Raw genomic sequence first — 14,135 nt, 5'->3', positions numbered from 1 at the left:
GGCAAGGTCTCACTTACAACCACGAGGGTTGCCCGGCGACCGGATGCGGTATTGTACGCATCGTAATGACGATCCACCGACGAAGAAGTTACTCCCCTTTGCAGGTAACAAAATATGTCAGACCATCGGTTTCGTCAATGATCTGCGCCGTTTCATTACACAGCTTTACGCGATAACTTCCGCGCTCACGCCGTCTGCCGGGAACACCACGCCGGTCTGACGGCGGATCTCCGTTTGCAGCTTCGCCGTGGTGCGGCTCACCGCAAGGCCTGGGTGATTCACTTCGTTGTCTTCCACCAGACGGGCGAAGACCTCTGCCTCATAAAGCATAGTGTTAATATGCTGAGGCTGCGTCAGCTCCTGCGCTTTGCCGCCGCGCGGGACAAAGCTCACCTTCTGGCACTCGGAGATCTTCTCGATAACCAGCGAGCCCGCTTCGCCCTGAATTTCGCTCGGCAGGACAGAATCGCTCACCTTGGAGTGCTGCAGCGTCACGCTGAAATCACCGTAATCCAGCACCGCGACACCGTGCGCATCCACGCCGCTCTCCAGCAGGCTGGCGGTGGCCGTGACGCCGTGCGGCTCGCCCCACAGGGCCACGGCAGAGGCCAGGCAGTAGAAACCGATATCCATAATCGAGCCGTTCGAGAAGGCCGGGTTAAAGGTGTTCGGGTTCTCGCCGTCGAGATAGCGCTGGTAGCGCGACGAGTACTGGCAGTAGTTGATAAACGCTTTGCGCACTTTGCCCACCTTCGGCAGGGACTGCTGCAGCAGCAGGAAGTTCGGCAGGCTGGCGGTTTTGAACGCTTCGAACAGCACCACCTGGTTTTCGCGGGCAAGCGCGATGGCGGCTTCCACTTCTTCGATGTTCGACGCCAGCGGCTTTTCGCAAATCACATGCTTTTTATGGCTGAGGAACAGCTTCGTTTGCGGGAAGTGCAGGGCGTTCGGGCTGGCGATATAGACCGCGTCAATGGCGTCGCTTTGCGCCATGTCATCAAGCGAGGTGAAGAGATGCTCGACCAGGTAATCGTTGGCAAAACTCTGCGCCTGCTCAAGGCTGCGGGAATAGACTGCGGTAAGTTTCAGTTTGCCGGTTTCGTGGGCGGCGTCGACGAACTGGCGCGTGATCCAGTTCGTTCCAATGACTGCGAAACGTATCATAAACGTTTACGTACTCCGTAGCGGGGAACCTTTAGCCACTGTAGCACGTCATCATGACAATTCGCGTGCGCTATTCCGCATTACCTTTTAACGATAAATGCGTAAGCCACAGCCGGGTATCAAACTCCAGCTGGTGGTACTGCGGCTCCATATGGCAGCACAGAGAATAGAACGCTTTGTCGTGCTCTTTCTCTTTCAGGTGTGCGAGTTCGTGCACCACAATCATCCGCAGAAAGGCTTCCGGCGCGTTGCGAAAAACCGTCGCGACGCGGATCTCCGCCTTGGCCTTCAGCTTGCCGCCCTGCACGCGGGAGACGGCGGTGTGCAGGCCGAGCGCGTTTTTCAGCACGTGGATCTTGTTGTCGTACATCACCTTGTTGATCGGCGGCGCGCTCTTCAAATACCGGTTTTTCAGATCCTGCGTATACTGCCAGAGGGCTTTATCGGTCGCGAAATCGTGGGTGCCGGGGTAGCGTTTTTCCAGCACCGCGCCGAGCTTTTGCTCGGCAATCAGGCTGCGAACCTGAGAAAGTAAATGCTCCGGGTAGCCCTGGAGATAAGTAAGTTGGTTCATCAACGCCCCAAATCGACAATAAAACGGGTATACTCACGCACCCTTTTCAGGGATACGCCAAATTTTACCATTCAGGAGGGCCGATGAGCCACTTAGACAACGGTTTCCGTTCACTCAACCTTAAACGTTTCCCGGAGACGGACGACGTTAACCCGCTTCAGGCGTGGGAAGCGGCGGATGAATATCTGCTGCAGCAGTTGGATGAGACTGAAATCCGCGGCCCGGTTTTGATCCTGAATGACGCCTTCGGCGCGCTGGGCTGCGCGCTGGCGGAGCACACGCCGTACAGCATCGGCGATTCCTACTTAAGCGAGCTGGCGACGCGTGAAAACCTGCGCCATAACGACATCGACGAATCCAGCGTGAAGTTCCTCGACAGCACCGCGGACTACCCACAGGCGCCGGGCGTGGTGCTCATCAAAGTGCCAAAAACCATGGCGCTGCTGGAGCAACAGCTGCGCGCGCTGCGTAAGGTCGTCACGCCAGAAACCCGCATCATCGCGGGTGCCAAAGCGCGTGATATTCACACTTCGACGCTGGAGCTGTTTGAGAAGGTCCTTGGCCCAACCACCACGACGCTGGCCTGGAAAAAAGCGCGCCTGATCAACTGTACGTTCGCCGCACCCGAGCTGGCCGACGCGCCGGACACGCTGAGCTGGAAACTGGAAGGGACCGACTGGACCATCCACAACCATGCGAACGTCTTCTCCCGTACCGGTCTGGATATCGGGGCGCGTTTCTTTATGGAACACCTGCCGGAAAATCTGGAAGGGGAAATTGTCGATCTGGGCTGCGGCAACGGCGTAATTGGCCTGACGCTGCTGGCGAAGAACCCGGAGGCCAGCGTGGTGTTCAGCGACGAATCGCCGATGGCGGTGGCCTCCAGCCGTCTGAACGTGGAAACCAATATGCCGGACGCGCTGGACCGCTGCGAGTTTATGATCAACAACGCGCTGTCGGGGGTAGAGCCTTTCCGCTTCAACGCCGTGTTCTGTAACCCGCCGTTCCACCAGAAGCACGCCCTGACGGATAACGTCGCCTGGGAGATGTTCCACCACGCGCGCCGCTGCCTGAAGATTAACGGCGAGCTGTACATCGTGGCGAACCGCCACCTGGACTACTTCCACAAGCTGAAGAAGATTTTCGGTAACTGCGTGACCATTGCGACGAACAATAAGTTTGTGGTGCTGAAGTCGGTGAAGCTGGGACGTCGTCGTTAAGATGGTTTTGCCCGGTGGCGCTTCGCTTACCGGGCCTACAATGGCCTCGAACCCGTAGGCCGGGCAAGCGAAGCGCCGCCCGGCAATGCCCTAGATCACCAGAGCTAACTTCGTCCCCTGCGCAATCGCGCGCCGCGCATCCAGCTCCATCGCCACGTCGCACCCGCCAATCAGATGCACCGTTTTACCGGCCTCGCGCAGCGGATCCGCCAGATCCCGCTTCGGCTCCTGCCCGGCACACAAAATCACCTGATCCACGCGCAGCAGCTGCGGCTCGCCGCCGATCGTGACGTGCAGCCCGTCGTCGTCGATCTTCTGGTAGCTCACCGCCGGGATCATCTTCACCCCGCGCGAGAGCAGGGTGGCGCGGTGGATCCAGCCGGTGGTTTTCCCCAGCCCTTCGCCCGGTTTGCTGGCTTTACGCTGCAGCATCACGATCTGGCGCGGGCTTTTCGGCAGCTGTGGCCCTTCGGGTCGCAGGCCGCCGGACTGGCTGAGGCTGGTGTCGATACCCCATTCCACGCAGAATTCGGCAATGTTCTGGCTGGTGGCTTCGCCCGGTTGGCTTAAATACATCGCGGTGTCAAAACCGATCCCGCCGCAGCCGATAATCGCCACCTTCTCGCCAACCGGCGCTTTGTCACGCAGCACGTCGAGATAGCTCAGCACTTTTGGATGATCGATACCCTCGATCGCAGGCGTGCGCGGTACGATCCCGCTCGCCAGGATCACCTCATCAAAATCAGACAGATCCGCCGCGTGGACAAACTGGTTAAGCCGCAGCTCGACGCCCGTCAGCTCGATCATCCGGCGGTAGTAGCGCAGCGTTTCGTAGAACTCCTCTTTGCCGGGGATCTGTTTGGCGATATTAAACTGCCCGCCAATCTCTCCCAACGCATCAAACAGCGTCACGCCGTGCCCGCGCGAGGCGGCATTGACCGCAAACGCCAGGCCTGCCGGGCCAGCACCCACGACGGCCAGGCGTTTTTTATTGACCGCCGGAACGCTCGGCATTTTGGTTTCATGGCAGGCGCGGGGGTTAACCAGGCAGGAGGTGACCTTCCCGACGAAGATCTGATCCAGACAGGCCTGATTACAGCCGATGCAGGTATTGATCTCATCCGCACGGCCGCTTTGCGCTTTGGACAGCAGCTCGGCATCGGCCAGGAACGGGCGCGCCATCGAGACCATGTCGGCATCGCCGCGCGAAATCACATCGTCCGCCACCTGCGGATCGTTAATGCGGTTGGTGGTGACCAGCGGAACGGAGACTTTTCCTTTCAGCCTGCGCGTTACCCAGCTGAACGCCGCGCGCGGCACCGGCGTGGCGATGGTCGGGATGCGCGCCTCGTGCCAGCCGATGCCGGTGTTGATAATCGTGGCGCCCGCGGCTTCTATCGCCTGCGCCAGCTGCACGGTTTCGTCAAACGTGCCGCCGCCCTCCACCAGGTCGAGCATCGACAGGCGGAAGATGATGATAAAGTCCGCACCCGCACGTTCACGTACCGCGCGCACCACCTCCACGGCAAAGCGCATCCGGCGGGCATAGTCGCCGCCCCATTCGTCGTCGCGCTGGTTGGTGCGGGCGGCGAGGAACTCGTTAATCAGGTAGCCTTCGGAGCCCATCACCTCAACGCCGTCATAGCCCGCTTCACGCGCCAGCGCGGCGCAGCGGGCGAAGTCGTCAATCAGCGCCAGGATCTCGTCGTGGCTCAGAGCATGCGGAGTGAAGCGGTTAATCGGCGCCTGAATGGCCGATGGCGCAACCAGATTCGGCTGATAGCTGTAGCGTCCAGTGTGCAGAATTTGCAGGGCGATTTTACCGCCCTCGTTGTGTACCGCGTCGGTCACAATGCGGTGATGCGGCAGCTGTGCTGCATCGTTCAGCACCGCACCGCCCTCCATGCCGACGCCGGAAGGGGAAGGGGCCACGCCGCCGGTGACAATCAGCGCCACCCCGTGGCGCGCGCGCTCGGCATAGAAAGCCGCCAGACGCTCGGCCCCGTCCGGATGTTCCTCGAGCCCGGTGTGCATCGAGCCCATCAACACGCGGTTTTTGAGTGTGGTGAACCCCAGATCGAGAGGGGCGAATAACGACGGGTAGCGGCTCATAGTCTCTTCCAGTGTAAAATTATTGTTATGTGGTCGGATGAGTTACTAATTTAGCCAGCGGCAGCGGAAAGGTAAAAGCGGGATCGAATGATTGTGATAGATCTCAAAGAACTTCCCCGGTGGCGCTGCGCTTACCGGGTATACAAATCCCCAGGACAGATAAGCGTAGCGCCATCCGGCGTTATTTACGGCGCCGCTGCCCGCACCAGCCCCGGCGCCTGCCACATCGACGTGGTCAGTCCGCTGTCCACCAGCCCGAGCTGGTCCGCGTATACCGCCTGCCATTTCTGCATCATGCCGTCGTACAGCTCGCGGTGCGCCGGGTTTGGCGTGAACTCGCGGCTCCATTTCACCAGCCGCTCGCCCGTTGAGGCCATATCGGCAAACAGCCCCGCGCCCGTACCCGCGGCAATCGCGCAGCCCAGCGCCGTGGCTTCTTTCACTTCCGGCACGCGCACCGGCAGGCCCGTGACGTCGCTTAAGATCTGGCTCCACAGGGCACCTTTTGACCCGCCGCCCGCAAACACCAGGCTCTCAAACGTCACGCCGGAAAAGCGTGAAATCTGCGCCAGGTTGCAGGCCGAAACAATCGCCGCGTTCTCCTCCAGGGCGCGGAACAGCGTCGCTTTATTGCATTTTTCCGGGTCGATGGAGAGGTTAATAAACGACGGCGCGGCGTGGTACCACTGCTTGAAATGCATTGCGTCGGAGAAGATTGGCATTACCCCGTGGGAGCCCGCCGGCACCCGGCTGGCCATCTCTTCCAGCAGGGAATAGGTGTCCATCCCCATCCGCTCGGCAATCAGCTTTTCCTCCGCGCAGAAGGCGTCGCGGAACCAGCGCATGGTCAGCCCGGTAAAGAAGCTGATCGACTCCGCCTGCACCATGCCGGGGATGACGTGCGGATTCACGCGGATGTTCATGTCGGGGTCGGTGCGTACCTGCGGCAGATTGACCACCTGCTGCCAGAAGGTGCCGCCCAGCACCGCCGTTTGTCCGGCGCGGACCACGCCCAGCCCCAGACAGCCCAGCTGCACGTCGCCGCCGCCCATCACCACCGGCGTGCCTTCGCGCAGACCGCTCTGCTGCGCGGCCTCCCGGGTTATAGCACCCAGTACGGTGCCGGTCTCTTTCACCGGGGAGAGGATATCGGCGCGCAGCCCGGCCATGTCGAGCAGCGCCGGACGCCAGTCGCGGGAGAAGAGATCCAGCATGCCGGTGGTGCCCGCGTTCGACGGGTCGACCGCCAGCTCGCCGGAGAGCTTCGCCGCCAGCCAGTCGCTGATCATGGTGATAGTCGCGGCCCTGCGGTAAATATCCGGACGGTGGTGCGCCAGCCACAGCAGGCGCGGCATGGCGCTCAGCGCCAGCGTCTGGCCGGAGACGTCATACACTTCGGATTCAAAACGGTTGTCGTGGATCTCTTTGAGTTCGGCCACCTCGCGGCTGGCGCGGGCGTCGACGTTGGCGCAGGCCCAGATGGCCTCGCCGCTGCGGTCGTACAGCACGATCCCTTCGCGCATCGAACAGCAGGCGACGGACTGAATATCTGCCGCGCTCAGGCGCGCACGCTCCAGCGCCTGATGAATGCACCGGCAGGCCAGCTGCCAGTTGGTGTCGAGGTCGAACTCCATCGAGCCCGGCACGTTCTCCACGCTCAGGTGCTTCCACTCGGCCTGGCCGACGGCAATCTGGTTGCCCTGCAAATCGAAAATCACGGCGCGAACGCTGCCGGTCCCTGCATCTAACGCTAAAAGGTAACTCATGAGCTTGCCTCGCTGTTAGCGCAGGGCGGGCTCTTATTTGGCCAGAGCCAGCACCGCGCGGGCTGTCGTCTCTTCCGTCACCAGGCCATTGATACGGCGACCCTTCAGTGCGGCATAAATCGCATCGGCTTTCTCTTCCCCGCCGGCCACGCCAACGATGGTGGGCAGCTGCGCCAGCTCATCAAGCGAGACGCCGAGTAATTCTTTGTGGATCTCCAGCTCCTCAACGCACTCCCCTTCGGCATTGAGGAAATAGCCGAGAATGTCGCCGACCGCGCCTTTGCGGGCGTACATCAGCTGTTCACCTTCGCTGATATAGCCGGAGCGCAGGATCGTGGCGTCACGGCGCTGGTTTACTGAACCAATACCAACTACCGCCACGTCGGCTGCGGTGGCGGCGAGGATCACGTCCCGCACGCTGGTCTCGCGTTTTAAGATCCCGGCCACTTCGGCGGAAGACACGCGAAGCGGGGCGGGGATCATGCTGACGCTGCAGGCCGCGTCCAGCTGGCCGATACCGGTCATATACGGCCCGACGCCGCCGGAGAGCGTCACGAGGCGGATCTGCTGCGAGCTGATAAAGCCGCTCAGGTGCTGCAGGCTGCTCATGGTGGTTTCACCGAACCCCACCGCCAGCAGCTGGCCGGGTTCCAGCACGCCCATCAGCGACTGCGCCGCGCCAATGCCTAACCGCACGTTCATCGGCGGCGTATTTAGGGCAGGCATCACGCGCACCAGCTTCAGGCCAAAGCGCTGCTGTAGCTCGGTTTCCAGCGACAGGCAGCCCTCGTAGCGGGAGTTAATCTGCACGCGGATCACCCCGGACTGGCGGCCCTTCTCCAGCAGGCGGGAGATTTTTAATCGCGGCAGCCCGAGGCGTTCGCCGATATCGTTCTGGGTCAGCCCGTCGTGGTAGTAGCACCAGGCTACGCGCGCCACCAGCTCCTCTTCCGCCAGCGCCAGTCCGGCAAACCGTCCTTCTTCCGCAGTGCGTTTATCGCTCATAGTTGAACTCTTATAAAAATTTAGATCATATGTTCGTGATGACGCGGAGGGAAAGTGTGAGCCACGCGACAAAACGGATCATTTCGATCGTTTCTGGTTTATCTGAATCTCAATCGATAAAACTGTGATCCCTGCACGGTTGTAAATATAGTTCACCGTCTACGCTTTTGAACATTATTAAATCTAAAAATCATTTGTTCAATAGCGGAGCGATGATGACCCCACTTCTCGACGCGCGAAGTATCAGCAAGCAGTTCTCAGGCGTGCCGGTTCTAAAAGGCATTGATTTCACGCTGCTTGCGGGCCAGGTGCACGCGCTGATGGGCGGTAACGGCGCGGGAAAATCGACGCTGATGAAGATCATCGCCGGGGTCGAGACGCCGGATGAGGGTGAACTTTCCATCGAGGGGCAGTCATATGCGCGGCTGACGCCCGTGCAGGCGCACAGGCTCGGCATTTACCTCGTGCCGCAGGAGCCGCTGCTGTTCCCCAACCTGACGGTGCGGGAAAACATCCTGTTCCGCCTGCCGCGCGAACGCGATCGGGAAAAGCGGCTGGCGGAGAAACTTGAGCAGCTGCAGTGCCGGCTGAACCTCGACGCCGCCGCCAGCACCCTGGAAGTGGCGGATCAGCAGATGGTAGAGATCCTGCGCGGATTAATGCGCAACGCGAGGATCCTGATCCTCGACGAACCTACGGCCTCCCTCACGCCGGGCGAAACCGAGCGGCTGTTTCGTCAGATCCGCGCCCTGCAGGCGCTCGGCGTCGGGATCGTGTTTATCTCGCACAAGCTGCCGGAAATTCGCATGCTGTCGAGCCACGTCTCGGTGATGCGCGACGGCGCGGTGGTGCTCAGCGGTGAAACCGCGCAGTTCGACGATAACGCCCTGATCGCCGCCATGACGCCGGTAAGCCGCGAGAAATCCCTCAGCGATACGCAAAAGCTGTGGCTGGCGCTGCCGGGCAACCGTCGCACCCAGCCGCAGGACTTTCCGGTGCTCCGGGTGGAGGATCTTACCGGGGAAGGGTTTATCGATCTCAGCCTTGAGATCTACGCCGGGGAGATCGTCGGCCTGGCCGGGTTGGTAGGCTCCGGGCGCACCGAGTTTGCCGAAACGCTCTATGGCCTGCGGCCTGTGCGCGGGGGGCGCGTCTGGCTGGAGAACCAGGACATCACCGCCGCACCGGTAAGTTCACGTCTGGACAAAGGCCTGGTCTACCTGCCGGAAGACAGGCAGGTGTCCGGCCTGTTCCTCGACGCGCCGATCCGCTGGAACACCGTGGCGCTGAACGAGCCGTCGCTCTGGCAGCAGCGGAAAAGAGAGTCCGCGGTGGTGGAGCGCTATCACCGGGCGCTGGGGATCAAGCTCAACCATGCGGATCAAACCGTGCGCACGCTCTCCGGCGGCAACCAGCAGAAGGTGCTGCTGGCACGCTGTCTGGAGGCCAACCCGTTACTGCTGATCGTCGATGAACCGACGCGCGGCGTGGACGTCTCGGCGCGCGCCGATATCTACCAGCTTATCAAAAGCGTGGCGGCGCAGAACGTGGCGGTGCTGATGATCTCAAGCGATCTCGATGAGTTTCCGGGCCTTGCCGATCGCGTGCTGGTGATGCATCAGGGCGTACTCAGCGGCGAGCTGCCGCGCCATGCCGTCAGCCTCGATCGCATGATGGCGCTGGCGTTTGGAGGGCAATCATGAAGATCTTACTGAAAAACCGCGAGCTGAGCGCGTTTCTCGCCATTCTGGCGCTGTTCGCCGTGCTGGTGGCGCTCAATCCGTCGTACCTGAGTTTGCAGACGCTGGGGATGATCTTCGCCAGTTCGCAGATCCTGATCCTGCTGGCGATCGGCGCGGCGCTGGTGATGCTGACCCGCAATATCGACGTCTCAGTGGGGTCTACCGTCGGGCTGTCCGCCATCGCCGTCGGCGTGGCGCTGAACAGTGGCTACAGCCTGCCCGTTTCCATTCTCTTCGCGCTGTCAGTTGGCGCGCTGGCGGGGGCATTCAACGGTTTTCTGGTGGTGGGATTACGCATCCCGGCGATTGTCGCCACCCTCGGCACGCTGGGGCTGTACCGTGGAGCGATGCTGCTCTGGACGGGCGGAAAGTGGATTGAAGGGCTGCCGCCGGGGTTGAAATCCCTCTCTGAGCCTGCGGCCATCGGCGTGTCGCCCCTTGGCATGGTGGTGTTGATTATCGTGGTCACCGGCGCGTGGACGCTGTCGCGCACCGCGTTCGGGCGTGATTTCTACGCGGTGGGGGATAACCTCGCTGCCGCGCGCCAGCTGGGCGTGGCGGTGAATCGCACCCGCATGATCGCCTTTACCCTCAACGGCATGCTGGCGGCCTGCGCCGGGATTGTCTTTGCCGCACAGATTGGCTTCGTGCCCAACCAGACCGGCAGCGGGCTGGAGATGAAGGCCATCGCCGCCTGCGTACTGGGGGGCATTTCACTGCTGGGCGGCACGGGCACGCTGATCGGCGCGCTACTCGGTGCGTTCTTCCTGACGCAAATCGACACCGTGCTGGTGCTGTTCAGGCTTCCGGCCTGGTGGAACGACTTTATCGCCGGGCTGGTGCTGCTGGGCGTGCTGGTGCTCGACGGGCGTCTGCGTCAGGCGCTGGCGCGGCATCAGCGGGCGCTGAAGTACGGTCGTTTCCAGCCGGGCAACAGAGGGGGAAAGCACGTCACCCCCTTTCCCAAACGTAAAAAAGAGGTGGCGTAAATGAGGCTTAACTGGGAAAGCGCGCTGCTCATTTTGCTGGTGCTGGAGATCCTGCTTTTCGGGGCCATCAACCCGCGGATGCTCGATATCAACATGCTGCTGTTCAGCACCAGCGACTTCATCTGCATCGGCATTGTGGCGCTGCCGCTGACGCTGGTGATTATCAGCGGCGGGATCGACATCTCCCTCGGCTCGACCATCGGCCTGTGCGCCATTGCGCTTGGGGTGATGATGCAGGCGGGGTGGCCGATGGCGGTCGCCGTTCCGCTGACGCTGCTGCTGGGTCTGCTGTGCGGGCTGGTGAATGCGGCGCTGATCCACTACACCGGCATCAGCCCGCTGGTGATCACCCTCGGCACGCTCTACCTCTACGGCGGCGGCGCGCTGCTGCTCTCCGGCATGGCGGGCGCGACGGGCTACGAGGGCATCGGCGGCTTCCCGGACAGCTTCACGGCGTTCGCTAACCTCACGGTGTTGGGTCTGCCGATCCCATTGGTCTTGTTCGCGGTAATCACCGTCTTCTTCTGGCTCATTACCCACCGCGGGCGCTTTGGCCGTCATTTGTTTTTGATTGGGCAGAATCCGCGCGCGGCGCGCTATGCGGCGCTGCCGGTGAACGGCATGCCCTACTTGCTGTACGGCCTGGTGGGCGTGGCCTCGGCGATTGCCGCGCTGGTGATGGTCTCCTATTTCGGCTCCGCGCGTTCGGATCTGGGGCGCGATCTTTTAATGCCTGCGCTCACCGCCGCCGTGCTCGGCGGAGCCAATATCTACGGCGGGTCAGGTTCGGTTGTCGGTACGGCGCTGGCGGCGCTGCTGGTGGGGTACCTGCAACAGGGTTTACAGATGGTCGGCATCCCCAACCAGGTGTCGAGCGCGCTGTCGGGGGCGCTGCTGGTTGTGGTGGTGATGGGGCGTTCGCTGAGTCTGCACCGCGAATGGGTGCGATCTCTCTTTAGAAAACTATCCGGAGCGTAAGATGAAAACAAAACTGCTCGTCCTGGCAATGGCCCTCAGCTTCGCTTCGGCGCAGGCGGCGGACCGCATTGCCTTTATCCCGAAGCTGGTGGGCGTCGGCTTCTTCACCAGCGGCGGCAACGGTGCGAAAGAGGCGGGGAAAGATCTTGGCGTGGACGTGACCTACGACGGCCCGACCGAGCCGAGCGTCTCCGGCCAGGTGCAGCTCATCAATAACTTCGTCAACCAGGGCTATAACGCCATTATCGTCTCCGCCGTGTCGCCGGATGGGTTGTGTCCGGCGCTGAAGCGCGCGATGCAGCGCGGCGTCAAGGTCCTGACCTGGGATTCCGACACCAAACCGGAGTGCCGCAGCATCTACATCAACCAGGGCACGCCGGAACAGCTGGGCGGCCTGCTGGTGGAGATGGCGGGCAAGCAGGTCACCAAACCGAACGCGAAAGTGGCGTTCTTCTACTCCAGCCCGACCGTTACCGATCAGAACCAGTGGGTGAAAGAGGCGAAGGCCAAAATCGAGAAAGACCATCCCCAGTGGCAGATCGTCACCACCCAGTTTGGCTATAACGACGCCACCAAATCGTTGCAGACCGCCGAAGGGATCTTAAAAGCCTATCCGGATCTGGATGCGATCGTCGCCCCGGACGCCAACGCGCTTCCTGCTGCCGCGCAGGCGGCAGAAAACCTGAAGCGGGAAGGGGTGGCGATTGTCGGGTTCAGCACGCCGAACGTGATGCGCCCGTACGTTGAGCGCGGCACGGTGAAGGCCTTCGGCCTGTGGGACGTGGTGCAACAGGGCAAAATTGCGGTCAATGTCGCCGATCGTTTGCTGAAAAAAGGCGATCTTAACGTTGGCGACAGCGTGGACGTGAAAAATATCGGGACGCTGAAGGTCGAGCCGAACAGCGTGCAGGGCTACCAGTATGAGGCGAAGGGCAACGGCATCGTGCTGCTGCCGGAACGCGTGGTGTTCACCAAAGAGAACATCAGCAAATACGATTTCTGACGGGGGAGCAAATGGCTGATTTAGACGACATCAAAGACGGCAAGGATTTTGGCATCGGCACGCCGCAGCAAAATGTGCCGTTCACCCTGAAGGGCTGCGGCTCGCTGGACTGGGGCATGCAGTCGCGGCTGGCGCGCATCTTCAATCCGCAGAGCAACCGTACGGTGATGCTGGCCTTTGACCACGGCTACTTTCAGGGGCCGACTACCGGCCTTGAGCGTATCGACCTCTCTATCGCGCCGCTGTTTGGTGAAACCGACGTGCTGATGTGTACCCGCGGCATCCTCAGGAGCCAGGTGCCCGCCGCGACGAACAAACCGGTGGTGCTGCGCGCCTCCGGCGGTAACTCGATTTTGGGCGAACTTTCCAACGAGTGCGTGGCGGTGGCGATGGAAGACGCCCTGCGCCTGAACGTCTGCGCGGTGGCGGCGCAGGTGTACATCGGAAGCGAGTTTGAGCATCAGTCGATCAACAACATCATCAAGCTTGTCGATGCAGGGGCGCGCTACGGCATGCCGACGCTGGCGGTAACGGGCGTGGGGAAAGAGATGGCGCGTGACGCGCGCTATTTCTCGCTGGCAAGCCGCATCGCCGCCGAAATGGGGGCGCAGTTCGTCAAAACCTACTACGTGGATCAGGGTTTTGAAAAAGTGACCGCCAGCTGCCCGGTGCCGATCGTTATCGCAGGGGGCAAAAAGCTGCCGGAGCACGAGGCGCTGGAGATGTGCTGGCGCGCGATAGACCAGGGCGCGTCCGGCGTGGACATGGGGCGCAACATCTTCCAGTCCAGCGCGCCGCTCGCCATGCTGAAGGCGGTGAAGAAAGTGGTGCACGATAGCTGGAATGCCCGTGATGCGTTCCAGTTCTGGCAGGAAGAGAAACAGGGAGAAGCAAAATGAACGTGACGCTGGTAGAGATCAACATTAAGCCCGAGCGGGTGGACGAGTTTCTGGAGGTGTTTCGCGCCAACCACGAGGGCGCAATCCAGGAGCCGGGGAACCTGCGTTTTGACGTATTGCAGGACCCGAGGGTGAAAACCCGGTTCTTTATCTACGAAGCCTATAAAGACGAAGAGGCGGTGCTGGCGCATAAGCAAACCCCGCACTATCTCGCGTGCGTGGATAAGCTGGAGGAGCTGATGTCGGAGCCGCGCAAAAAACGCAGCTTTGTCGGGTTATTGCCGGAGTAATGGTCTTGCCCGGTGGCGCTGCGCTTACCGGGCTTTTGGGGAAAAGGTGGAATGGTTTTGTAGGCCGGATGAGCGTAGTCCGCCCGGCTTTAGATTTTGCTTTACTGCGCTTTTTTGGCTGCGTCCTGCATCTCTTTCATTTTTTGCGAGGCCGCTTGCTGGCTTTGGCGTAGGTTTTCGCTCGCGGCAACCAGAAACTCAGGATGATTAGCCAGGTAGATAGATATCGCTTCACCCATTTTTTCCGGATGGGCGGTAAAGTAATCCTCGGCGATTTTGCCGATTTCCGTCTTCTGCTCAGCGGTAAACTCAGCGGCCTGGCTCAGCGCCGGTGCGGTCAGCGTGACGAAAACGGTCAGAACGAGGAAGGGGTGCTTTATGAAAAACATGATG

Annotated in this window: 13 protein-coding genes; 7 read left to right on the top strand and 6 right to left on the bottom strand. The window is 61.2% G+C overall.

Annotation, left to right across the window (positions count from 1 at the left end; translation table 11 throughout):
• Positions 1 to 165 precede the first annotated feature (165 nt).
• Both ACHH0Z_RS13885 and ACHH0Z_RS13880 read right to left on the bottom strand, forming a co-directional pair.
• A complete protein-coding gene (locus ACHH0Z_RS13885; protein ID WP_021242366.1) occupies positions 166 to 1,164 on the bottom strand; it encodes a Gfo/Idh/MocA family protein in 999 nt (332 codons plus the stop codon).
• Between the two features lie 70 nt (positions 1,165 to 1,234).
• A complete protein-coding gene (locus ACHH0Z_RS13880) occupies positions 1,235 to 1,738 on the bottom strand; it encodes a YgjP-like metallopeptidase domain-containing protein (protein WP_008503152.1) in 504 nt (167 codons plus the stop codon).
• Positions 1,739 to 1,821: 83 nt separating this feature from the next.
• Between ACHH0Z_RS13880 and rlmG the strand changes: the two genes are divergently transcribed.
• A complete protein-coding gene (rlmG, locus tag ACHH0Z_RS13875; protein WP_008503153.1) occupies positions 1,822 to 2,958 on the top strand; it encodes a 23S rRNA (guanine(1835)-N(2))-methyltransferase RlmG in 1,137 nt (378 codons plus the stop codon).
• Positions 2,959 to 3,048: 90 nt separating this feature from the next.
• Here the strand turns inward: rlmG and ACHH0Z_RS13870 are convergent, their stop codons facing one another.
• The 3 genes from ACHH0Z_RS13870 to lsrR all read right to left on the bottom strand — a co-directional run bounded on the left by ACHH0Z_RS13870 (position 3,049) and on the right by lsrR (position 7,841).
• Positions 3,049 to 5,070, bottom strand: coding sequence for an NADPH-dependent 2,4-dienoyl-CoA reductase (locus ACHH0Z_RS13870; RefSeq protein WP_045407014.1), 2,022 nt, complete (start codon positions 5,068 to 5,070; stop codon positions 3,049 to 3,051).
• Positions 5,071 to 5,255: 185 nt separating this feature from the next.
• Complete coding sequence (lsrK, locus tag ACHH0Z_RS13865; protein WP_045407011.1) at positions 5,256 to 6,836, bottom strand: autoinducer-2 kinase; 1,581 nt, start codon at positions 6,834 to 6,836, stop codon at positions 5,256 to 5,258.
• A 33-nt stretch (positions 6,837 to 6,869) separates the two neighbouring features.
• The gene (gene lsrR / locus ACHH0Z_RS13860) at positions 6,870 to 7,841 is read right to left on the bottom strand and encodes a transcriptional regulator LsrR (protein WP_008503156.1); all 972 of its coding nucleotides are present in this window, start codon (positions 7,839 to 7,841) and stop codon (positions 6,870 to 6,872) included.
• 215 nt (positions 7,842 to 8,056) lie between these two features.
• On the opposite strand from lsrR, the gene lsrA reads away from it, so the two are divergent.
• The 6 genes from lsrA to lsrG are packed head-to-tail and all read left to right on the top strand — an operon-like array spanning position 8,057 to position 13,742.
• Positions 8,057 to 9,544, top strand: a complete 1,488-nt coding sequence (gene lsrA / locus ACHH0Z_RS13855; protein ID WP_045407009.1) for an autoinducer 2 ABC transporter ATP-binding protein LsrA — start codon at positions 8,057 to 8,059, stop codon at positions 9,542 to 9,544.
• Positions 9,541 to 10,572 (top strand): autoinducer 2 ABC transporter permease LsrC, encoded by a 1,032-nt coding sequence (lsrC, locus tag ACHH0Z_RS13850; RefSeq protein WP_023326139.1) that lies wholly within the window; start codon positions 9,541 to 9,543, stop codon positions 10,570 to 10,572. Before lsrA ends, lsrC begins: the two co-directional genes overlap by 4 nt.
• Complete coding sequence (lsrD, locus tag ACHH0Z_RS13845; RefSeq protein ID WP_045407007.1) at positions 10,573 to 11,550, top strand: autoinducer 2 ABC transporter permease LsrD; 978 nt, start codon at positions 10,573 to 10,575, stop codon at positions 11,548 to 11,550.
• Position 11,551: 1 nt separating this feature from the next.
• Positions 11,552 to 12,553, top strand: a complete 1,002-nt coding sequence (gene lsrB, locus ACHH0Z_RS13840) for an autoinducer 2 ABC transporter substrate-binding protein LsrB (RefSeq protein WP_023326137.1) — start codon at positions 11,552 to 11,554, stop codon at positions 12,551 to 12,553.
• 11 nt (positions 12,554 to 12,564) lie between these two features.
• Complete coding sequence (gene lsrF, locus ACHH0Z_RS13835; RefSeq protein ID WP_032664489.1) at positions 12,565 to 13,452, top strand: 3-hydroxy-5-phosphonooxypentane-2,4-dione thiolase; 888 nt, start codon at positions 12,565 to 12,567, stop codon at positions 13,450 to 13,452.
• Positions 13,449 to 13,742: a (4S)-4-hydroxy-5-phosphonooxypentane-2,3-dione isomerase gene (gene lsrG / locus ACHH0Z_RS13830; RefSeq protein WP_008503162.1), complete on the top strand. Its 294-nt coding sequence runs from the start codon at positions 13,449 to 13,451 to the stop codon at positions 13,740 to 13,742. The genes lsrF and lsrG overlap by 4 nt, the downstream gene beginning before the upstream one ends.
• Positions 13,743 to 13,843: 101 nt before the next feature.
• On the opposite strand, the gene ACHH0Z_RS13825 is transcribed toward lsrG, so the two are convergent.
• Positions 13,844 to 14,131, bottom strand: a complete 288-nt coding sequence (locus tag ACHH0Z_RS13825; RefSeq protein WP_039265432.1) for a hypothetical protein — start codon at positions 14,129 to 14,131, stop codon at positions 13,844 to 13,846.
• Positions 14,132 to 14,135 lie beyond the last annotated feature (4 nt).

The organism is Enterobacter cloacae complex sp. 2024EL-00227 (assembly GCF_043945315.1).
Classification (GTDB): Bacteria; Pseudomonadota; Gammaproteobacteria; order Enterobacterales; family Enterobacteriaceae; genus Enterobacter; species Enterobacter roggenkampii.
Note: the sequence above shows the minus strand (reverse complement) of the source record. Positions and strands in the feature narration are given on the sequence as shown.

Coding starts and splice junctions, on each gene's coding strand:
- ACHH0Z_RS13885 (WP_021242366.1), bottom strand. CDS start 1,164: ATGATACGTTTCGCAGTCATTGGAACGAACTGGATCACGCGCCAGTTC.
- ACHH0Z_RS13880 (WP_008503152.1), bottom strand. CDS start 1,738: ATGAACCAACTTACTTATCTCCAGGGCTACCCGGAGCATTTACTTTCT.
- rlmG (WP_008503153.1), top strand. CDS start 1,822: ATGAGCCACTTAGACAACGGTTTCCGTTCACTCAACCTTAAACGTTTC.
- ACHH0Z_RS13870 (WP_045407014.1), bottom strand. CDS start 5,070: ATGAGCCGCTACCCGTCGTTATTCGCCCCTCTCGATCTGGGGTTCACC.
- lsrK (WP_045407011.1), bottom strand. CDS start 6,836: ATGAGTTACCTTTTAGCGTTAGATGCAGGGACCGGCAGCGTTCGCGCC.
- lsrR (WP_008503156.1), bottom strand. CDS start 7,841: ATGAGCGATAAACGCACTGCGGAAGAAGGACGGTTTGCCGGACTGGCG.
- lsrA (WP_045407009.1), top strand. CDS start 8,057: ATGACCCCACTTCTCGACGCGCGAAGTATCAGCAAGCAGTTCTCAGGC.
- lsrC (WP_023326139.1), top strand. CDS start 9,541: ATGAAGATCTTACTGAAAAACCGCGAGCTGAGCGCGTTTCTCGCCATT.
- lsrD (WP_045407007.1), top strand. CDS start 10,573: ATGAGGCTTAACTGGGAAAGCGCGCTGCTCATTTTGCTGGTGCTGGAG.
- lsrB (WP_023326137.1), top strand. CDS start 11,552: ATGAAAACAAAACTGCTCGTCCTGGCAATGGCCCTCAGCTTCGCTTCG.
- lsrF (WP_032664489.1), top strand. CDS start 12,565: ATGGCTGATTTAGACGACATCAAAGACGGCAAGGATTTTGGCATCGGC.
- lsrG (WP_008503162.1), top strand. CDS start 13,449: ATGAACGTGACGCTGGTAGAGATCAACATTAAGCCCGAGCGGGTGGAC.
- ACHH0Z_RS13825 (WP_039265432.1), bottom strand. CDS start 14,131: ATGTTTTTCATAAAGCACCCCTTCCTCGTTCTGACCGTTTTCGTCACG.